This window comes from Jeotgalibaca sp. PTS2502, assembly GCF_001975685.1.
GTDB classification, from domain to species: Bacteria; Bacillota; Bacilli; order Lactobacillales; family Aerococcaceae; genus Jeotgalibaca; species Jeotgalibaca arthritidis.
The window spans coordinates 1,008,713-1,029,903 of the sequence record NZ_CP019433.1 but is presented as its reverse complement, the minus strand read 5'-3'; the positions used below and the strand labels follow the sequence as shown (position 1 = coordinate 1,029,903).

General features: G+C 37.4%; 22 protein-coding genes. 19 read left to right on the top strand and 3 right to left on the bottom strand.

Annotated elements, in window-relative coordinates:
* Positions 1–81: 81 nt before the first annotated feature.
* From mraZ to cspD, 17 genes are all read left to right on the top strand, one after another.
* Positions 82–513, top strand: coding sequence for a division/cell wall cluster transcriptional repressor MraZ (mraZ, locus tag BW721_RS05035; protein WP_076766724.1), 432 nt, complete (start codon positions 82–84; stop codon positions 511–513).
* A gap of 8 nt (positions 514–521) precedes the next feature.
* Positions 522–1,469 (top strand): 16S rRNA (cytosine(1402)-N(4))-methyltransferase RsmH, encoded by a 948-nt coding sequence (gene rsmH, locus BW721_RS05030; protein WP_076766722.1) that lies wholly within the window; start codon positions 522–524, stop codon positions 1,467–1,469.
* A 34-nt stretch (positions 1,470–1,503) separates the two neighbouring features.
* Entirely contained in the window at positions 1,504–1,890 is a 387-nt protein-coding gene (gene ftsL, locus BW721_RS05025; protein WP_076766720.1) for a cell division protein FtsL, read from the top strand.
* Positions 1,887–4,028 (top strand): penicillin-binding protein, encoded by a 2,142-nt coding sequence (locus BW721_RS05020; protein ID WP_076766718.1) that lies wholly within the window; start codon positions 1,887–1,889, stop codon positions 4,026–4,028. Before ftsL ends, BW721_RS05020 begins: the two co-directional genes overlap by 4 nt.
* Before the next feature lie 80 nt (positions 4,029–4,108).
* Positions 4,109–5,074, top strand: a complete 966-nt coding sequence (gene mraY, locus BW721_RS05015) for a phospho-N-acetylmuramoyl-pentapeptide-transferase (protein ID WP_076766716.1) — start codon at positions 4,109–4,111, stop codon at positions 5,072–5,074.
* Between the two features lie 15 nt (positions 5,075–5,089).
* A complete protein-coding gene (murD, locus tag BW721_RS05010) occupies positions 5,090–6,448 on the top strand; it encodes a UDP-N-acetylmuramoyl-L-alanine--D-glutamate ligase (protein ID WP_076766714.1) in 1,359 nt (452 codons plus the stop codon).
* Positions 6,449–6,494: 46 nt separating this feature from the next.
* Positions 6,495–7,598 carry an undecaprenyldiphospho-muramoylpentapeptide beta-N-acetylglucosaminyltransferase gene (gene murG, locus BW721_RS05005; RefSeq protein WP_076766712.1) on the top strand — a complete coding sequence of 368 codons (1,104 nt, stop codon included), beginning with the start codon at positions 6,495–6,497 and terminating at the stop codon, positions 7,596–7,598.
* A gap of 101 nt (positions 7,599–7,699) precedes the next feature.
* The gene (locus tag BW721_RS05000) at positions 7,700–8,557 is read left to right on the top strand and encodes a cell division protein FtsQ/DivIB (protein WP_076766710.1); all 858 of its coding nucleotides are present in this window, start codon (positions 7,700–7,702) and stop codon (positions 8,555–8,557) included.
* 208 nt (positions 8,558–8,765) lie between these two features.
* Entirely contained in the window at positions 8,766–10,100 is a 1,335-nt protein-coding gene (ftsA, locus tag BW721_RS04995; protein ID WP_076766708.1) for a cell division protein FtsA, read from the top strand.
* 29 nt (positions 10,101–10,129) lie between these two features.
* Positions 10,130–11,404: a cell division protein FtsZ gene (gene ftsZ / locus BW721_RS04990; RefSeq protein ID WP_076766706.1), complete on the top strand. Its 1,275-nt coding sequence runs from the start codon at positions 10,130–10,132 to the stop codon at positions 11,402–11,404.
* 2 nt (positions 11,405–11,406) lie between these two features.
* The gene (locus BW721_RS04985; protein ID WP_076766704.1) at positions 11,407–12,078 is read left to right on the top strand and encodes a YggS family pyridoxal phosphate-dependent enzyme; all 672 of its coding nucleotides are present in this window, start codon (positions 11,407–11,409) and stop codon (positions 12,076–12,078) included.
* 49 nt (positions 12,079–12,127) lie between these two features.
* A complete protein-coding gene (locus BW721_RS04980; protein WP_156892192.1) occupies positions 12,128–12,565 on the top strand; it encodes a cell division protein SepF in 438 nt (145 codons plus the stop codon).
* 45 nt (positions 12,566–12,610) lie between these two features.
* Positions 12,611–12,898 (top strand): YggT family protein, encoded by a 288-nt coding sequence (locus BW721_RS04975; RefSeq protein ID WP_076766700.1) that lies wholly within the window; start codon positions 12,611–12,613, stop codon positions 12,896–12,898.
* A gap of 19 nt (positions 12,899–12,917) precedes the next feature.
* A complete protein-coding gene (locus BW721_RS04970) occupies positions 12,918–13,697 on the top strand; it encodes a YlmH family RNA-binding protein (RefSeq protein WP_076766698.1) in 780 nt (259 codons plus the stop codon).
* Positions 13,698–13,722: 25 nt separating this feature from the next.
* Positions 13,723–14,361 carry a DivIVA domain-containing protein gene (locus tag BW721_RS04965; protein ID WP_076766696.1) on the top strand — a complete coding sequence of 213 codons (639 nt, stop codon included), beginning with the start codon at positions 13,723–13,725 and terminating at the stop codon, positions 14,359–14,361.
* A 310-nt stretch (positions 14,362–14,671) separates the two neighbouring features.
* Positions 14,672–17,437, top strand: a complete 2,766-nt coding sequence (gene ileS, locus BW721_RS04960; RefSeq protein WP_076766694.1) for an isoleucine--tRNA ligase — start codon at positions 14,672–14,674, stop codon at positions 17,435–17,437.
* 202 nt (positions 17,438–17,639) lie between these two features.
* Positions 17,640–17,840: a cold-shock protein CspD gene (gene cspD, locus BW721_RS04955; RefSeq protein WP_076766692.1), complete on the top strand. Its 201-nt coding sequence runs from the start codon at positions 17,640–17,642 to the stop codon at positions 17,838–17,840.
* Between the two features lie 123 nt (positions 17,841–17,963).
* Here cspD and BW721_RS04950 read toward each other — a convergent pair whose 3' ends face one another.
* The 3 genes from BW721_RS04950 to BW721_RS04940 all read right to left on the bottom strand — a co-directional run bounded on the left by BW721_RS04950 (position 17,964) and on the right by BW721_RS04940 (position 20,220).
* Complete coding sequence (locus tag BW721_RS04950) at positions 17,964–18,215, bottom strand: GlsB/YeaQ/YmgE family stress response membrane protein (RefSeq protein ID WP_076766690.1); 252 nt, start codon at positions 18,213–18,215, stop codon at positions 17,964–17,966.
* A gap of 105 nt (positions 18,216–18,320) precedes the next feature.
* The gene (locus BW721_RS04945; RefSeq protein WP_076766688.1) at positions 18,321–19,517 is read right to left on the bottom strand and encodes a toxic anion resistance protein; all 1,197 of its coding nucleotides are present in this window, start codon (positions 19,515–19,517) and stop codon (positions 18,321–18,323) included.
* Between the two features lie 10 nt (positions 19,518–19,527).
* A complete protein-coding gene (locus BW721_RS04940; RefSeq protein ID WP_076766687.1) occupies positions 19,528–20,220 on the bottom strand; it encodes a 5-bromo-4-chloroindolyl phosphate hydrolysis family protein in 693 nt (230 codons plus the stop codon).
* Positions 20,221–20,395: 175 nt separating this feature from the next.
* On the opposite strand from BW721_RS04940, the gene BW721_RS04935 reads away from it, so the two are divergent.
* Positions 20,396–20,950 (top strand): NUDIX domain-containing protein, encoded by a 555-nt coding sequence (locus BW721_RS04935; RefSeq protein ID WP_076766685.1) that lies wholly within the window; start codon positions 20,396–20,398, stop codon positions 20,948–20,950.
* 1 nt (position 20,951) lies between these two features.
* The gene (locus tag BW721_RS04930) at positions 20,952–21,188 is read left to right on the top strand and encodes a hypothetical protein (RefSeq protein WP_076766682.1); all 237 of its coding nucleotides are present in this window, start codon (positions 20,952–20,954) and stop codon (positions 21,186–21,188) included.
* Positions 21,189–21,191 lie beyond the last annotated feature (3 nt).

Genomic DNA, 21,191 nt, shown 5'->3' with positions numbered 1-21,191 from the left:
TTGCATTTTTGTGAAATAAGGTGGTGGGAAGTGGGGGAATGTGGTAGACTAAATTCATATTGTAAAGTGGGGTGATTTCTCATGCTGATTGGCGAATATAAACACAATATGGACGCAAAAGGTCGTATTATTATGCCAGCTAAGTTCCGTGAAGAACTTGGTCAATCGTTCATCCTAACAAGAGGTTTGGATGGGTGTTTATTTGGTTATCCAATGGAACAGTGGGAAATCCTTCAAGAAAAGCTAAAACAATTGCCCCTAGCAAAAAAAGATGCTCGTGCATTCGTCCGTTTCTTTTATTCTGCCGCAACTGAAGCAGAAATTGATAAGCAGGGAAGAATTAATATACCAGCCAATTTAGCTGAGTATGCAAAAATTGAAAAAGAATGTCGTGTTGTCGGCGTGTCAGATCGTATTGAAATTTGGAGTAATACGAAGTGGGAAGATTTTGCTGATATGGCAGAAGACTCATTTGAAGATATTGCTGAGAGTATGATTGATTTTGGATTGTAGGTGAAAATATGACTGAATTTGAACATTACAGTGTCCTTCTTGATGAATCAATTGAAGGTTTAGCAATTAAGCCAGATGGTATTTATGTTGATTGCACACTAGGTGGCGCAGGCCACAGTCGTAAAATATTAGAAAAATTAAACGAAAACGGTCACTTATATGCCTTTGACCAAGATCGTATCGCTATTGAGAACGCAGAACGCGAACTAGCTCCTTATATTGAAAAAGGGCAAGTCACTTTAATTAAAGAAAATTTCCGTTATTTAAAAGAAGAATTAGAAACAAGAGGCGTTGAAAAAGTTGATGGTATTCTCTATGATCTTGGTGTGTCATCACCGCAACTTGATCAAGCAGAACGTGGCTTTAGCTACCGTTTTGACGCGCCACTCGATATGAGAATGAATCAAGACCAAGAATTAACTGCTATGACAATTGTTAATGAATGGCCTTATGAAGCTTTAGTAAAAATCTTTTTCCGCTACGGAGAAGAGAAATTTTCAAAACAAATCGCTAGACGAATTGAACGCGAGAGAGAAGACCATCAGATTGTAACGACTGGAGAACTTGTTGATATTATTCGTGAGAGTATTCCAGCTTCTGCTAGACGTAAGGGCGGACATCCGGGTAAACGTATTTTCCAAGCGTTGCGTATCGCCGTAAATGATGAGCTATCAGCTATTTCAGATTCACTAGAAGATGCATTAGAGATGGTGGGCATCGGGGGACGTGTTAGCGTTATTACCTTCCAATCATTGGAAGATCGGATTGTTAAAGTTATGTTCAAGGAAGCATCATCTGTTATGGATGTACCAGCTAATCTACCTGTTTTACCAAAAGACATTGAGGCTGACTTCCGCTTAGTAAACCGTAAACCTATTTTACCGTCAGATTTTGAATTATCTGAGAATAGACGCTCACAAAGTTCGAAATTACGTATTATTGAGCGAGTGAAATAGGACTTAAGCGCATGAAATAGAAGGAGTGGGATATTTGGCAACACCAGAATATGCAGAGTCTACTTACAACCAAACGCTACCGAACTATAGTCCGCAGCCAAGCCAAGAGCCAAAGTCTCCTGAGATAGTTAGACCTAGTAAAAAAACAAGCATCATTACAAAAAAAGAAATCATGACGATGACAGTGATTGGGATTACAGCAATTATATTGTTATTTAGCAGTTTGATTACACAAGTCACACTGTCAAACCAGAATCGTAGCTATCAAGATTTACAACAAACAAATGTCATGATTACAACTGAAAATAATAATTTAAGTCAAGAAGTTCAAGAATTATCACGCTACAACCGAGTTATGGAGATTGCAGAAAAACTCGGTTTAAAAATGAATGAAACTAACATAAGGAATGTAAACGAATGAAGGATAAGAATAACCCCCAAAAGAACCGTCGTATAATGACTAAAATTATGATGCTGCTGACGGGATTGATGTTCCTGGTCTTTGTTGTTCGCTTCTCAACCATTATGTTAACTAAAAAGGTAGACGGTGTAGATTTAAGTGAACAAATTGATAACTTGTATTCAAGAAGTAGCATCCTGCCTGCAAAAAGAGGAACCATCTATGATATTGGTGGCAATCCTATTGCTATGGATGCTACTTCTTATTCGTTAGTTGGCGTTTTAACAGATAAATGGAGCCAAGACGAAAAAAATCCACAGCACATCATTGACAAAGAACAAACAGCTGAAGCATTAGCGAAGCATATTGATATGTCAAACAGTGAGATTCTATCTCTATTAAATCAAGAAAATGTCGACCAAGTTGAATTTGGTTTGGCAGGTACTAATTTAAGTTATGGTATAAAAGCCGCTATTGAAGAAGAGGAGTTAAATGGTATTTTCTTTGAAGAAACGCCATCTCGTCTCTATCCAAATGGTGTCTTTGCATCTCATCTTGTCGGCTATGCTGCTGTTGATTCTGAATCAGAAGATAGCGTTTTGGTAGGGATGATGGGAATTGAGCAAGCCTTTGATGATTTATTAAATGGTCATGATGGTAAAGTGACCGATCAAAAAGATTCGCAAGGTTATGGTATCCCAGGGACAGAGGTGGTTCTTGAAAAACCGATTGATGGGAAAGAGATTTATCTAACCTTAGATATGAGGCTACAAACCTATTTGGAAACATTGATGACAAAGGTTTATGAAGAGGCGGAGCCAGAAGAAATGGTTGCCATGCTAGTGAATCCTAAAACAGGAGCTGTTATGGCAGCGACACAACGCCCGACCTTCAATGCGACTACAATGGAAGGCATCGATGAGAGATGGCAAAACCTTTTAGTGGAAGAAGCGTTTGAGCCGGGTTCAACCTTTAAAATATTAACGATTGCTGCTGCAATCAATGAAGGTATTTTTCGTCCGTATGATACCTATCAATCAGGTTCGATTGAGGTAGAAGGCGGCAAGATTAGCGACTACAACTTAGTTGGTTGGGGACCAATTTCATACTTAGAAGGTTTTGGACGTTCAAGTAACGTCATGGTTGTGAAACTCGTTCAAGAAATGGGTTATGATGTTTGGGAAGAATACATGCAAGCATTTGGTATGACAACACCAACAGAATCCAAGCTAGCAAATGAAGCTACAGGTCATTATAACTATGACTACCCATTGGAAAAGGCAAATACCTCATTTGGACAAGGGGTAACCGTAACACCATTCCAGCTTATCCAAGCTTTTACTTCCGTTGCTAATGGTGGAGACATGATGAAGCTAAACTATATTCATAAAATTGTTGATCCTGAAACAGGAGAAGAAACGATCATTGAGCCTGAAAAACTATCCTCTCCAATTACAGCTGAGACAGCTAGTGTCGTATTAGATTATTTGACTACTGTTGTTTATGAAGACTATGGAACAGCCTCTGCTTATGCGATTGATAATGCCACAGTCGGTGTTAAAACTGGGACAGCAGAATTAGTTAATCCGGAGACAGGATTATATTATACAGGACAATATGAATATCTGTATTCAGCAGTTGGTTTTGCACCAGCTGAGGATCCTGATTACATTCTATATGTCACTTTAAAAATGCCAAAAAATAATACAGATAAAAATTTTGTCAACTATTTAACAGATGTCTTTAATCCGATGATGACCCGAGCAGTTTCTTACAGCGAGTTAGGAATTGAAACGGATGCTACAACTAAAAAAGGTATGATACCAAAAGTAACAGGTCAATCAAAAGAGGAAGCTATTTCAACTTTAGAAGCAGCAGGCTTTTCATCTGTTAGTCTAATCGGTAGTGGAAGTAGAATTGTCCAACAGTTTCCTTATAATGAGACTGAAGCGCTCTTCAACCAAAAAGTTGTGTTAATGACTGAAGGCGCAATGACTATGCCAGATGTACGTGGTTGGTCCAAAGACGATGTTTTAAAAATTGCCGAATTAACAGGTGTGAGCTTCGAATTTGAGGGAGACGGTTATGTCGTTTACCAACAACTAAATGCTGGTTCATTAATTAATGTTGAAGAATCAATCAAAATTATTTTAGAATAGGAAATGTTAGGCTATAATGTCATACGAAACAGGAAGCAAGTAGTGCTTCCTGTTTCGTGAACATTTCGAGGAGGAATATTATGGAGTGGACAGAAATGCTGATACCGTTTGTCTTTAGCTTTGCACTGACAATCAGCATCATGCCGATTTATATTGGCTATTTAAAGATTAGACAGTTTGGTCAAACGACAAGAGAAGAAGGACCTTTATGGCATGAAGCTAAAAGTGGAACACCAACTATGGGTGGTGTTGTTTTTGTTATTGCTGCCATTTTAATTATGATTGCGACAGCAGTATGGAAAACTGTTTTTAACTATTCAATGATCATGCTGATTGTTGTTCTTTTATTTTTTGCACTTATTGGTTTCTGGGATGATTTTATTAGTATCTTTAAAAAACAGAATGAAGGCTTAACATCTAAACAAAAATTCTTGGCCCAAATCGTGGGTTCCATTCTTTTTGTTGGTTTGTTTTATTTAAGCGGCGCTGCACCAACAATTGCATTGCCATTTATTGGGCGTGTAGAAAGTTGGGTGCTTTTTGCTGTCTTTACTATTATCTGGATTACTGGTTTTTCAAATGCGGTTAACTTAACAGATGGATTAGATGGATTAGTAGCTGGAACAGCTAGTGTTGCTTACGCTGCGTATGCTTATATTGCTTATCTACAAAATCAAGTAGAAGTATTGATTTTCTGTCTAGCTGTTATTGGTGGGTTAGTAGGCTTCTTTGTTTTCAATAAAAAGCCAGCCAAAATATTTATGGGAGATGTCGGTTCTCTAGCACTAGGAGCGGGATTTGCGGTTGTTTCTATATCGTTACATCAAGAATGGAGCCTCTTATTAATTGGCTTAATTTTTGTTATCGAAACTGCTAGCGTGATGATGCAAGTGACATCGTTCAAACTGACTGGCAAGAGAATCTTTAAAATGAGCCCGATTCATCATCATTTTGAAATGAGTGGATGGAGTGAGTGGCGTGTCGTTACAACCTTTTGGATTGTGGGACTTATTGCAGCCGTTTTAGGCCTATTACTAATCGTATAATGGAGGAAGCATAGGATGAAAGATACAGTGTTTAAAAATAAGAAAGTACTGGTTCTAGGACTTGCCCTAAGTGGTTTTCATGCTGCAAAATTATTACTAAAATTAGGCGCACTCGTAACCGTCAATGATGCTAAAGAACTTGAAAATAATCCTGATGCTCAAGAATTAGTCGCATCAGGTATTCGAGTGATTGCAGGTCACCATCCAGTAGAATTACTAGATGAGAATTTTTCTTATATCATTAAAAATCCAGGCATACCTTACAGTAATCCTATGTTAGAACGTGCTTCCGAACTAGAGATTCCTATTTTAACGGAAGTTGAACTAGCAGCTGCTATTATGGAAGCAGACTTAATTGCTATTACAGGAACAAATGGGAAAACAACAACAACGACGATGATTCAGGAATTATTAGACTATAAACGCTCAAGCGGGAAGGCCTATAAAGCAGGGAATATTGGTATTCCAGCTTCTGCTGTAGCCCAAGAAGCTAAAGCGGGTGATGATATTGTTATGGAATTATCGAGTTTCCAATTAATGGGAATTGACCAACTTCATCCAAAAATTGCTGTCATTACGAATATTACAGAAGCACACCTTGACTACCATGGCACGCGACAAGAGTACGTAAAGGCAAAATTACGAATCACTGAAAATCAAACTGAAGCAGATTACTTAATCTTAAATTGGGATCAAGAGGAATTAAGAGAACTAACTAAGCAATCTAAAGCCCAGATTATTCCATTTTCGCGTCAAACTGAAGTCGAGAACGGTGTCTACATAAAAGATGACATGATTTATTTCAAAGACGAAGCAGTCTGTCCACTCTCAGCACTTCGTGTGCCTGGTAGCCATAATGTTGAAAATGCATTGGCAGCAGTAGCCGTTGCTAAATTGAAAGAAATGAACAACGCTTATATTGCAGAAGCCTTGTCACAGTTTGGCGGCGTTAAACACCGCATTCAGTTTGTCAAAAACGTGAATGGTCGTTCGTTCTATAATGATTCAAAATCAACAAATATCATCGCAGCTCAAACAGCATTAACTAGTTTCCCCGATAAAGACGTTATCCTACTAGCAGGTGGACTTGATCGTGGCAATGGCTTTGATGAACTGTTACCTCATTTAACAGCTGTTAAAGCAATGGTTCTGTTTGGTGAAACAAAAGATAAATTAAAAGAAACGGGTGAAAAAGCCGGTATTTCAACGATTATATTAACTGACAATGTGACAACTGCTGTAGCAGAAGCTTATCAGATTAGTCAAGAAGATGATATCATCCTCCTATCACCAGCTTGTGCGAGTTGGGATCAATATAAAAACTTTGAAATTCGAGGAGACCAATTTATTGAAGCAGTTGAAGGCTTAGAATAAATTTAACTATGAAAAGAGGTGACGAGCTAATTTAGCTCTCATACTTATGAAACTATTACTATCAGGTGGCGGAACAGGTGGTCACATCTATCCAGCGTTAGCATTAGCAAAACGGATTAAAGAACAGCACCCAGATGCTGAATTTTTATATGTCGGTACAGACAAAGGGTTAGAAAGTAGAATAGTCCCTAAAGCAGGGATTGCCTTTAAGTCTGTTGAGATTCAAGGTTTAAAACGTTCCTTATCATTAGATAACCTCAAAACAGTCTATTTAATGTTAACCAGTGTTTCTAAATCAAAAAAAATCATTAAAGATTTCCAACCCGACGTTGTGATTGGGACTGGTGGATACGTTTGTGCACCTGTTCTATACGCAGCTGCTAAACTTAATATCCCAACGATTATTCACGAGCAAAACTCAGTTGCGGGGGTGACAAATAAATTTTTAGCTCGCTATGTTAATAAAATTGCGCTTTGTTTTGAAGATGCTAAAGATGACTTCCAAAAGTATAGCGACAAACTAATTGTCACAGGAAATCCACGAGCCCAAGAAGTTGCTCAAATAAGCGAAACAACACCGCTTTCTGAATTTGGCTTAGATGATACGCTTCCTACTGTACTTGTCTTTGGGGGCAGTCGGGGAGCAGAAAAAATCAATCAATCAATGATTGAAGCTGCTAAGCATTTCCAAGATAAAGATTATCAAGCGTTGTTAGTGACAGGAGAGCGTCATTTTGATGCTATACAAGCTCAAATTGAGATGATTCAGCCAACCGTTACGAATGTAAAGGTTGTTCCTTATGTTGAGAATATGCCTGCTTTGTTTAAGAGCATTGATTTAGTTGCTTGTCGCAGTGGTGCAACCACACTAACTGAATTAACAGCTTTAGGGGTAGCGAGTATTTTAATTCCGAGTCCCTATGTTACCAATAATCATCAGTTGAAAAATGCACAGAGTTTGTCTTTTAACCATGCTGCTGAAATTTTAGAAGAAAAAGACTTAGACGGCAGTAGTCTGTTTACTTTGATTGCTGATTTGTTGTCGGATGATGAAAAGAGAGCAACTATGGCAGATCGTGCTAAAGCCTTGGGTGTTCCTGATGCGGCCGACCGTCTGTACCAGCTAGTAGATGAACTGATGACACAATAATGTAAAATGAACGAAACAATACTAACAACAAAAAGGACCTATCTTAGGATAGAATAGATAATGATACTAAGATAGGCTGATGATTGAGGAGGTGTAGGAAGGTGTTTCAACGAAATAAGCAAGCTAAGCAGAAAAAAAGGAAACCAATAGATAATAAGCCGGTATACAGTTCTTCTCTAAGAGAGGTAGCTAATCAGAACGATTCACCGATATCTAAAAAGCCTCATTACTTATGGCTTTATGCTTTTTTTGTGCTTGGCTTATTGATAAGCGGATATTTGATTTCTCCTTATGGAAGAGTTAATCAACTCTATATTGAAGGGGATACCATTGTTCCCGAGCAACAGATTATAGAAGCGAGCCAGATTACAGCCAAACAGACTGTAATTGGAACATTGTCTAATCGCGTTGCTATTGAAGCACAAATCCAAGCTACTTTACCTCAAATCAGAATGGCAGATGTTGGTATCCAAGGCGTAAATGATATTGTAGTTCACGTAGCTGATTATCAAACGGTGGCTTACATTGACAATGGCAATCGCTATCAGAGTGTTTTAGAAAATGGTGTCATTTTATTAGATGACTTAACGGTTCCAATAGGAAATCGCCCGTTAATTAAAGGCTTCGAGTCCGGCTCTACACTAAATAAGTTTATTACAGAATTTAGTAAGGCATCTAGTGATATTCAAGATAGTATATCTGAAATAACCTATAAAGGAAGCGAGGAAAATCCGTATTCTATTACAATCCATATGAATGATGGCAATCAAGTGAAAGCCAACCTCAATGAGTTTATTAGCAAGATGAACTATTATCCTGTTATACTTGAGGAGTTGGGTGGCCAAAAAGGCATTATTGACATGGAAGTAGGAGTGTTTTTCACACCTTTTGTATCTGAAGAACGACCTCAGGAAGACAGTGATGAAACGGTCAATAATGAAGATTTAAACGAAGAATAGAAGAGTTTTAAAATTAATAAAACTTTTAATGGATTAATCTTTAAAAACCTTAAAAATAAAAGGTTGTTGTGCTAAAATAGGTAAGGTATAAGTAATTTTAAAAAAGATAAAAAATGACGAACAGAAGTCATACTGAACAGTCATAAAAAATCGTAAGTCGTTGCTTCAGTATGTGAATGCAATAGGAAATCGGAGGTTTCAATAAGATATGAAAAATCAAGGTTTGTTTGTCAGCCTAGACATTGGAACCACTTCAATAAAAGTCGTTGTAGCAGAATATGTAAACAATCAATTAAACATTATTGGAGTAGGTAATGAAGTATCGAAAGGCCTCAATCGTGGCATTATCGTCGATATTGATGAAACGGTTAATTCAATTAAACGTGCGGTTGAGCAAGCAGAAAGAAAAGCAAATATTAAAATAAGAGACGTTATTGTTGGTATTCCAGGCAATCAAATCAGTATCGAACCTTGCCACGGCATGTATGGTGTTGTAAGTGAGAATAAAGAAATAACTAATGGAGATGTTCAAAATGTCTTCAATGCAGCTAGAGTGCGAGCATTACCGCCGGAACGTGAAATCATTTCTGTTATTCCAGAAGAATTTATTGTCGATGGTTTTGATGGTATTAGAGACCCAATTGGTATGATTGGGGTTCGTTTAGAACTTTATGCTAGTATGATAACAGGACCAAAGACGATTGTTCATAATATCAAACGTTGCGTTGAACGTGCAGGTCTTATTATTCAAGATATGGTTGTTCAACCCCTTGCTGTTTCAAGTATCGCAATGAACAAAGGTGAACGCGATTTTGGAACAATCTTAGTAGATATGGGTGGCGGACAAACAACCGCATCTGTTATGCATGATGACCAATTGAAATTTGTTTATGTTGATCAAGAAGGCGGAAGCTTAATTACAAAAGATATTTCAATCATTTTGAATACCACTTTAGAAAATGCTGAAAAAATTAAACGTGAATACGGTTATGCGATTCCTGCAGATACATCCGATGTGGAATACTTCCCAGTAGATGTGATTGGTAAGGAAGAGCCCGTTCGTGTTGATGAAAAATACCTTTCAGAAATTATCGAGGCTCGCGTGATCCAAATTCTTGATAACGTTAAACGAGCACTTGATCAAGTTGAAGCCTTTGACTTGCCAGGTGGTGTTATTTTAACAGGCGGTGGTGCTGCTCTTCCGGGTGTGATGGAATTAGCAGAAGAGATGTTTGGATGCAGCGTCAAAATGTATATTCCAGAACAAATGGGTATGCGAAATCCTATTTTTGCAACGAGTCTTGGGCTAATCAAGTATGTTGGCGAGCAAGATTCTATATACCAAGTTGCTAAAAATAGAGTCGTTCAACGACCAACAGCTCAAGCAGAGCAAATCAAACAAAATGTTGTGCCTATGCAACAAAAAGAAGAACCAGTTTATTCGGAACCTCCTGTAGAAGAAGAATACAACTACGAAGAAAAAAACAAAAAAGATTCAATTGTTAATCAATTTAAACAATTTATTCAATCAATCTTTGAATAAGAAACGATAGATAAGTAGGAGGAAATATAATGGAACTTGAATTTGATTCAATCATGAGCGGCGGCGCTAAAGTAAAAGTAATCGGTGTAGGTGGAGCTGGTGGAAACGCCGTAAACCGTATGATCGCTGACGACGTTAAAGGTGTAGAGTTTATCGTAGCAAATACAGATACACAAGCATTAAATGCTTCCCAAGCAGAAACAAAAATCCAACTTGGACCTAAACTAACAAAAGGGTTGGGAGCAGGTTCTATTCCTGATGTAGGCCGTAAAGCAGCTGAAGAGAGTGAAGTGCAATTGGCAGAAGCACTTTCTGGTGCTGATATGATTTTTGTAACATGCGGAATGGGTGGCGGTACTGGTACTGGTGCAGCACCAATCGTTGCGAAAATTGCTAAAGACCAAGGGGCATTGACAGTAGGTGTTGTAACGCGTCCGTTTAGCTTTGAAGGACCAAAAAGAGGACGTTACGCTGCAGAAGGTATTGCAGAATTAAAAGCCAATGTTGATACATTAGTCATTATTTCAAACAACCGCTTATTAGAAATTGTTGATAAAAAGACACCGATGTTGGAAGCATTCAATGAAGCTGACAATGTATTACGTCAAGGTGTTCAAGGTATTTCAGACCTAATTACATCACCAGGTTACGTAAACTTAGACTTCGCAGATGTGAATACAGTTATGAAGGACCAAGGTTCAGCATTGATGGGTATTGGTGTGGCATCTGGTGAAAATCGTACAGCAGAAGCTACGAAAAAAGCAATTTCTTCACCATTACTAGAAGTTTCAATTGACGGTGCAGAACAAATCCTATTGAATATTACAGGTGGTGCGGACTTAACATTGTTCGAAGCACAAGATGCAAGTGACATTGTTGCACAAGCATCAACATCTGAAGTTAATATTATCTTTGGTACGTCAATTAACGAAGCGTTGGGCGATGAAGTTGTTGTTACAGTTATCGCTACTGGTATTGATTCGGAGAAACGTAAAGAAGAAAAAAAGTCCAACGCGCGTGGAGGGAGCCCTTTTAAAGGACGCAAAGATGTTAATGTTACATCAACCCCTGCACCAACATTTCAAGAACCAGCTGTAACTGAAAAAGAAACAGAAAAAGAAAAAGACTTGTTTGGAGATTGGGATATCCGTAGAGATCACAGCCCGAGAGAAACAACGTCAAGAGAAGTAAGCCCAGAACCCACTCAAGAAAACTACTCACGCTACCAACAACATGAAGATGTATCAGATTCAAATGACGATCAATTAGAAACACCACCATTTTTCCGTAAGAGACGTAGATAAAAATGACTATTATTTCGAATTGTCAAAGAATTGAATCTCGTATTCAAGACTCCGTTGCAACAGCAAATCGTCATGCTGACGAAGTGACTTGTGTGGCAGTAACGAAGCAACGACCTGTTGCAGATTTACAAGCCCTTTACGAAGTCGGTTATCGTCATTTTGGAGAAAATCGGCCAGAAGGTCTTCTTGAAAAGCAATCTGCTTGCCAGCAAGAAGATATTAAATGGCATTTTATAGGCTCATTGCAAACGAGAAAAGTGAAGCAGATTATCAATCAAATCGATTATCTTCATTCTTTGGATAGAGAGTCATTGGCTAAAGAAATAAATAAACGAGCAGAACGTCCAGTGGCATGTTTTGTGCAAGTTAACGTATCAGGAGAGACTTCTAAAAGTGGAGTTTCTCCTGAACGTTTAGAATCGTTTATTGATGAGCTGGCTATCTATCCCAATGTTTTGGTAGTAGGATTAATGACGATGGCTCCTATTGAAGCTAATGCAAATGAGTTAAGTGTTTACTTTAAACGTTTAAAGAGTTTGCAGGAAGAAATAGCAGCTAAAAAATTATCTTTTGCACCTTGTACGCAAACAAGTATGGGCATGAGTGGAGATTATCAAATTGCGATTCAAGAAGGTGCATCATTTGTTCGCATTGGATCTGCTTTTTTTGACTAAAAGCAGATAATCACGAAAGAATAGAGGGAATAACTTGGGCCTAAAAGATATGATCAGGAACTTTTTTGGTTTAGATGAAGAGACTCCGGAATGGGAAGAACAATCAGAACACTATGACACTGTTCATTTTCAACAGGAACAACCGACTAGACACGCTGCTCCATCACAAAAAATGAAGTCAAAAGTTATTTCAATGAACCAGAGAAGTCAATCTCAAAAAGCAAGTATTCATGTAATCGAGCCGAGAGTCTTTACAGAAGCAGAGCGAATAGCAGATTACTTATTAAATAATGATTCAGTCCTTTTAAATTTTAAACGAATGGAAAAGGATCAAGCATCTAAAGTCATTGATTTTATTGCAGGGGCTGTCTATGCCGTAAATGGTGATATTCAGCAAGTTGGCGAAGGTATTTTCTTATGTACACCAGTAAATTTTGAAATTGCCAACAGAGAAGTAGAAGAAAGTCAGACAGAATACTACTTCTAGTTGAGAATCATAACTGTACTTCCAAGGAAGAGAAAGGAGGATGGAATGGTAAGGATTATCTTATTTTTAATGGATCTCGTTCCACGAGTCATTAATATTTATTCAGGAATTTTAGCTATATATGCTCTAATGACATGGTTGCCAAATGCCTTATCTTCAAAATTCGGCCAGCTAATTACACGGATCGTTGAACCTTATCTCAGCATCTTCTATCGATTGATTCCTTCAGTCGGCATGGTAAGTTTCAGTGTGTTATTTGCTATTTTATTTTTACGCCTAGTCGATTATGGCGCATATGTTGTTTTATTATTCCTTCTTCAATTATTTAGTTAATCGAAAAGGAGGCGGGTAAATGGAGCAGCTGTATCAACATTTTCGTAAAGAAGAACAGAGCTTTATTGATTTAGTTGAATCTTGGATTATTCAAGTTCAGGAGCAGTATTCACCTTACCTAACTGATTTTTTAGATCCAAGACAACAATATATTATTGAAATGCTTGTTGGAAAAAAAGGAGAAGTTCGTGTTTCTTTTTTTGGCGGCTATGAGGCAGCAGAACGGAAACGAGCGATTCTCTATCCGGAATATTTCGAGCCGAAACAGGAAGATTATGAGCTTCAATTAGTAGAGATTAACTATCCTGTTAAATTTACACAGTTAACTCATGGTAAAATTCTGGGCACCTTAGTTGGCGCAGGTGTTAAACGTGAAGTATTTGGTGACATCATGTCTGACGGTGAAAGATGGCAATTTTTTACTGTAGCGTCAGTCTTTCAGTTTTTAAAACTCCAAGTCACTAAAATGGGGAATATCACTGTTCGTATAGAGGAACGTGATTATACTGACCTTATCCAACCCATTGATGATTGGACCATTGAACAAGACACCGTTAGTTCGTTGAGAATGGATACCGTCATATCATCGGTCTATAATATCTCACGACAGCGTGCTAAGGAATTAGTAGGGTCTGGCAAGGTCAAATTAAATTGGACTCAACACGATCGACCAGATTTTGAACTGGGTATTTTTGATATTATTTCTATTCGTGGCTATGGCCGTATACAAATACGAGCCATTCAAGGAAAGTCTAAAAAAGACAAGTGGCGAATTGAGATAGGCGTTCTACGCAAGTAATTTAAGTTGAAAGGGATGATTAAGAATGTCATTAACACCATTAGATATTCAACATAAAGAATTCGAGTCAAAATTTAAGGGATACAGCAAAGATGAGGTAGACGATTTTCTAGACCTTATCAAAAAAAGTTATGAGCAAGTTCTAAAAGAAAACAAAGATTTAGAGAAACAAGTGAAATTTGCAGAAGAAAAAATTGAACATTTCCAAAATCTTCAAGATGCTCTTAATAAGTCAATTGTTGTCGCACAAGATGCAGCGGATCGCTTAAAAGAAAACGCTCGTAAAGAAGCAGAAATTATCCTATTTGAAGCAGAAAAAAGTGCAGACCGTTTATTAAAAGAAGCTGCTGAAAAAGCAACTCAAATTAATCACGAAACAGATAATGTTCGTCGTGAGAGCCGTAACTTTAAACAAAAACTGCAAGTATTGGTAGAATCACAGTTAAACTTAATTAAGAATGAAGAGTGGGAATTAGTATTAAACACAGTTCCTGAAAAGTATGTCCCAACACCGACACTGGATGATGTCTTGAATAATCGTACGCGTAAGGTGGATGATTTAATGGCAGAAACTGGCTTTGAAACGACAGGATCATCAGAAAAAGATGAGCAATCAGAAGAAGGTCAAGTAGAAGCTATTGATATTTCAGTAGAAAACAAGTAAAATCAAACTAATTGATGATTGGAACACCCAATGATTAGATACTTTTAAGCGAATTGGCAGCTGGTGAAAGGCCAATAGTCCCTGTAATCAACGGATCATCCATGAAATATGAGCTGAACATCCAATGATTGGATTAGTAGGTTAATCGCCTGAACAGCGTTAACGGTTCCTAAAGAAAGCAGTATTATGAATTTTTTGCTTTGAATTTGGGTGGTACCACGAAGACTTCGTCCCTTTTGAGGACGGAGTCTTTTTATTTTGCTGTAAAAAGAAGGCTAAACAATAATAATAAAATGGAGGAATATAGTTCATGAAAATGAAAGATACTTTGCTATTGGGAAAAACTGCTTTTCCAATGAAAGCAAATTTACCGGTTCGCGAACAAGAACGTGAAAAAGAGTGGGAAGAACAACAGGTTTACGACAAACGTCAAGAAAAGAATGCTGGGAAACCAACATTTGTCCTACATGATGGCCCACCATATGCCAATGGTGCTGTTCATATGGGACATGCCTTAAACAAAATCAGTAAAGATTTTATTGTTCGTTCAAAATCAATGTCTGGTTTCCGTTCACCTTATGTGCCAGGATGGGACACACATGGTTTACCGATTGAACAAGCCCTAACCAATACAGGTGTTAACCGTAAACAAATGAGTTTAGCAGAATTCCGAAAACTGTGTGAAGATTATGCATGGAAACAAATTGACGGTCAACGTACTGTTTTCAAACGTTTAGGTGTGACCGGTGAATGGGATAACCCATATGTGACTTTAACACCAGAATACGAGGAAGGCGAAATCCGTGTGTTTGGTAAAATGGCTGAAAAAGGCTACATCTACAAAGGTCTAAAACCAATTTATTGGTCACCATCAAGTGAATCATCACTTGCAGAAGCCGAAATTGAATACAAAGATATTAAATCAGCTTCAATCTATGTGTCATTCCCAGTAAAAGACGGTAAAGGATTTTTAAATACAGATACATCATTTATTATCTGGACAACAACACCATGGACATTACCAGCAAACCTAGGTATCTCTGTTCATGCTGATTTCAATTATTCTGAAGTTGAAGCTGATGGACGTAAATTTATTGTGGCAACTGACCTGCTAGAAACCGTTAAAAACGAAATCGGTTGGGAATCAGTAACAACATTGAGAGAATTCAAAGGGGCAGAAATGGAATACATGACTGCTCAACACCCATTCTATGACCGTGAATCACTTGTTATGGTAGGAGACCATGTCACACTTGAAGCAGGTACTGGTTTAGTTCATACTGCGCCAGGACATGGTGATGATGACTACATTATTGGTAAAAAATATGGCTTAGATGTTCTATCACCAGTAGATGACCGTGGTTGCTATACTGATGAAGCGCCTGGTTTTGAAGGTGTTTTCTACGATAAAGCAAACAAAATGATTACCGAATTATTGGAAGAAAAAGGACAGCTATTGAAACTAGATTTCTTTGAACATAGCTACCCACATGACTGGCGAACGAAGAAACCAGTTATTTTCCGTGCTACACCACAATGGTTTGCATCAATCAGTAAGTTCCGTCAAGATATTCTTGATGAAATTGAAAAAGTAGACTGGATCCACCCATCAGGAAAAGTACGTATCCATAATATGATTCGTGACCGTGGCGATTGGGTAATCTCTCGTCAACGTGTTTGGGGTGTGCCGCTACCTATTTTCTACGCAGAAAATGGTGAAGCTATTATTACACCAGAAACAATCGACCATGTTGCAACCTTGATTGGTCAAGAAGGATCAAATGTATGGTTTGAGCGTGAAGCGAAAGACTTATTGCCAGCAGGCTTTACACATCCAGGTAGTCCAAATGGTCTCTTTACTAAAGAAACAGATATTATGGACGTATGGTTTGATTCAGGTTCTTCTCATGAGTCAGTTTTACGTAACAGAGAGAACTTAACCTTCCCAGCAGATATGTACTTAGAAGGTTCTGACCAATACCGCGGATGGTTTAACTCTAGTTTAACAACAAGTGTTGCCATTAACGGTGAAGCACCTTATAAGAGCGTCTTATCACAAGGATTTGTCTTAGATGGTGAAGGCCGTAAAATGAGTAAATCACTAGGGAATACGATTCTACCTGAAAAAGTTGTAAAAAATATGGGAGCAGATATTATTCGTCTATGGGTTTCGAGTGTGGACTATGAATCAGACGTACGTGTGAGTGATGATATTTTGAAACAAGTATCAGAAACATATCGTAAAATCCGAAACACGATGCGTTTCTTGATCGGAAATACAGCAGATTTTAACCCAGCAGAAGACCGAGTGGCTTATGAAGACTTACGTTCAGTTGACAAGTTTATGTCAATCCGTCTAAATCAAATTATTGAAACATGTCTAAAAGCTTATGAAGATTATCGTTTCTCAACAATCTATCAAACGATTATGAATTTCTGTACTGCTGAGCTATCATCATTTTATTTAGACTTTGCTAAAGATGTGGTCTATATTGAACGTGAAAACGATACAGTAAGACGTTCTATGCAAACTGTTTTCTATGATGCTTTAGTAGCAATCACAAAACTGTTGACACCAATTATTACGCATACAACAGAGGAAATTTGGACATACTTGAAAGAAGAAGAAGAGTATGCACAATTAGCAGAATTACCTGAAGCTTTATTTGCAGCTGATAAAGATGAGATTCTTGAACAATGGAATAGCTTTATGTCATTACGTCAGAGCATCTTAAAATCACTAGAAGAAGCACGTAGCGAAAAAGTCATCGGTAAATCGTTTGAAGCTCATTTAAATCTATTTGTTTCACAAGAAGTAAAAGACTTATTTGAATCGATTGATACTGACTTAGCTCAACTATTTATCGTGTCTCAAGTGACGCTTCATGATGAAGCAGATGCTGAAAATGGTATGCGAGTTGTCGTTGAACACGCTCATGGCGAAACTTGCGACCGTTGCCGTATCATTAAAGAAGAAGTAGGAACGATTGAAGCAGCGCCAACATTATGTAGCCGTTGTGCGGACATTGTTATTAATGATTTTCCAGAAGCATTAACAACTGAAGAAGAGCAATGAGATTAGAGCGTGTAGGGGAATTCCTACACGCTCTTTTAATTATGAACAAAATGTTAACTATTATCCTGCTTATGAAACCGTTTTACGAAAGAAACTTGCATTTTATAGTGAACTTTATTATACTTAAATATGTAATTTGAAATATAAGCATAAAGATTATGGTTCAAGTTATTAGAAAAATTTTTGGAGGTTTTGTTTTATTATGGAACAAGGTAAAGTAAAATGGTTTAACGGTGAAAAAGGATTCGGATTTATCGAAGTTGAAGGCGGAGACGACGTATTCGTTCACTTCTCAGCAATTCAAGGCGACGGCTTCAAAACACTTGAAGAAGGTCAAGATGTTGAATTTGACATTGTTGAAGGAAACCGCGGAGCTCAAGCAGCTAACGTTGTAAAATTATAATCTTCAAAAATTATAACTTACTTCATAAACTTATAATCAAAAGCACACTGATCAATGATTAGTGTGCTTTTTAAATAGAGTAAAGGCATCAGGTCAATCCCTGATGCCTTTACTCTAACTATTCTAATTTCGTTTTGATCGTCCTAGAATGAATGATACTAGGAAGATTAAAATGACAGCCCCAACCAAAGCAGGTACAATGAAGAATCCACCAATTTCTGGTCCCCATTCGCCTAATAACATCGTACCTAGCCATGAACCAACGAAACCAGCAATGATATTTCCAATAATGCCTCCAGGTATATCTCTACCCATGATTGCTCCAGCGATTGCACCTAGTACACCACCGACAATTAACGTCCAAATTAATCCCATCTTTGTTTCCTCCTTTAAAAAAATATATAAAGTAATGATTGATTACTTTAACTATCATTATTATAAATGAATATCAGCTATTTTCAAAATGATATGGCTTTTTGTTTATTGATTCAAGCGATTTTCTTCTTTTTGAAGGCTGAGTAGGTGATCACGCAGTTCATTTTCCATGTGTGACAATTCTGTTTCAGCTTCGCGACGCTTAATGCGGCCTTCTTGTTGTATTTTCAAAGTCTCTTGAAGGGTTTCAACTAAGTCTTTTTGCGTTTGTTCCAAGGTTTCGATATCGATCACACCTCGTTCATTTTCTTTCGCTGTTTCAATAGCTGATATTTTCAACATTTCTGAATTTTTCAGCATTAAATCATTAGTTGTTTGCGACACTTGTCTTTGCGCAGTGACGGCATCTTTTTGACGAAGCAAGGTCATGGCAATGGCTACTTGGTTTTTCCATAACGGAATAGCGGTATGGATTGACGCTTGTATTTTCTCAGCTAAAGCTTGATTGGTGTTTTGAATTAAACGTATTTGTGGTGCTTGTTGGATGGTCATTTGTCGTGCTAGTCTTAAGTCATGTGTTCGTTTTTCTAAACGGTCTAAAAACTGATTTAAGTCATTAACAATTTGGACATCCATCTGGCTTTTTGACTGTTCGGCTAACTCAATCGCAGCCGGAATCGTCTGACTCGACAGTTCTTCCAGTTTTACTTCGCCGGCAGCAATATAAATATTAAGGGCATGAAAGTAATCTTCATTCTTTTTGTAAAGTTGTTCAAGCATAATATTATCATTTAACAAGCCATTCTTTTCTCGTTCTAGCTTCACGGCAATTTTATCGATTTGAGCGCCAATCTGTTGGTATTTCGCGGTCATTTCATAAACGCTTTGTTTTACTTTGCTAAACATCTTACGGAAAATATTGTTATCTTCTGCTCTTAAATCAGAAGGGCTTGTCTCATTTAGTTTAAACATCAACTCATTTAATGAGTCACCAATCTCACCAGTATCTTGGTTTTGGACATGAGAGAGCATAGAGTGTGAGAATTCACCTAATTGTTTTTGAGCAGCAGCGCCATAACTAATGATCGCTTGCATATTTTTTTCATCAATTTGACCAGCCAGAGCAACCGCTTGTTTTTGACGTTCTTCTGGTAAACGATCAATTAGCTTGTCAGCCACGACGGTTTCTTTTAGTTCTTGCTTAACATCTACTTGGGCAGCTGGATTAGCATACGGATCAGCAAATGGGTTAGCTAGTAAATCTTCTAGTTCTTTATTAACAGTTTGATCTTTATCTTCCATATAATCCCTCCTAATAGTCATCGCTTAATGGTTCATTTTCTTTATTATCTCTGTTCAGAACATGATTAGCAAGTTCCACTTCCATATCTAAGTCGTCAATATCATTTGACATGAAGGATAGATAATCTTTCGTAATCAATTGGCAAAGATCTTCCATCGTCTTCGAACCAGTCTCTAATGATTGATAGGTTTCTTTAGTTTTTGCTAGATGACTATCAATTTCAACATAAGATTCGGTGATTTCCTTTAAGTTAGGCAAATAGGTATAGAGGAAGTGGTTAACCTCATGGAGACGGTTAGGTTGTTCAACAATATGTTTAAAAAAGTCTTTTATAATCGCAATCGTATTATGACGTATAGCAATTGCCTTTAATTTATTACTCTTATTGGTAGACTTTTCAATGGCATAAATATGCTCTCTAGCTGTCTGCATTGTTTTTCGGAATAGCTGTATTTCATCTTTTGTTAGGCCTTTAGAATGATAGAATTCCTCTTTTTGGCTAGATAGCTTAGCAAGTGGCTGCTTGTTTTTCTTAGTGGTTGTTTTTGATTGATAATGAAATAAAATAGCTCCCATCACAAGCGTGAGAACCAATGACGTGATGAAATCAAATTCAAAAACGAAGAAAAAAACAGCTAAAGCGATTAAGCATCCGACATTTGAAAATGTATAAATAAAGCTTTTTTTGATTGTTTGAAACATAAGTCACCCTCCTTAAGTAGTGAAATCTTACTTTGTTTTTATTTTATCATAACAGCTTGAGACAACTATCGGTCAAAAGGATGATTTTTCATTAAAATTGAATGGAATCTTGTCTTCAAGAAAAGAATTAGGGTATGATAGACTTAAATGAATGATAAAAAGCGAGGCTAAACAAATGGAGTTTGAAGAAAAGACCCTTACGAAAGAAATAATTTTTGATGGCGTACTTGTTCATTTAGAGAGAGAAGAAGTTCTACTTCCTAATGGAAAAACATCTGTGAGAGAAATTATCCGTCATCCGGGTGCTGTTGCAGTGATGCCTTTTACGGCCGATGGAAGGATGGTATTGGTCCGTCAATATCGCAAACCCCTAGAACGGACAGTCGTAGAAATTCCAGCAGGTAAGCTAGAAAAAGATGATACTCATCCATTAGAGGCAGCTAAAAGAGAATTAGAAGAAGAAACCCATTATTCAGCAAGTCGTTGGGAAGAGATTGAGACTATGTATCCAACACCTGCTTACTTAGATGAAAAATTTATAATCTATCTCGCAGAAGGGTTGGAGATTGTAGAAAATCCACTACCTCAGGATGAGGATGAATTTGTTGAAGTTGTCCTATGTAGCTACGAAGAAGCATTAGCGCTTAGAGAAAGTGGTGAAATTTGTGATGCTAAGACGCTATATGCGCTGCTCTATTGGAAACTTCGCTTATTAGAAAAGGAAGCTTAATATGGCAAAAAAAGAAAAAAAACAATTGATTACTCGAAAAAATTATCAAGAGTATATACAGACTAATGGTAAGGAAAAGGGGAAATCACTCAAGAAAAAAACAAAATCAGCCGAGGAAACAAAAACACGACTAACGGTTAAAGAAAAAGGAAGAAGATTAGACCGTTTTTATAATATCGCTATTATTAGTCTCATTATCGCGATTGTTTTAGTTTTTGTATTGGCATTTGTCATTTAAATA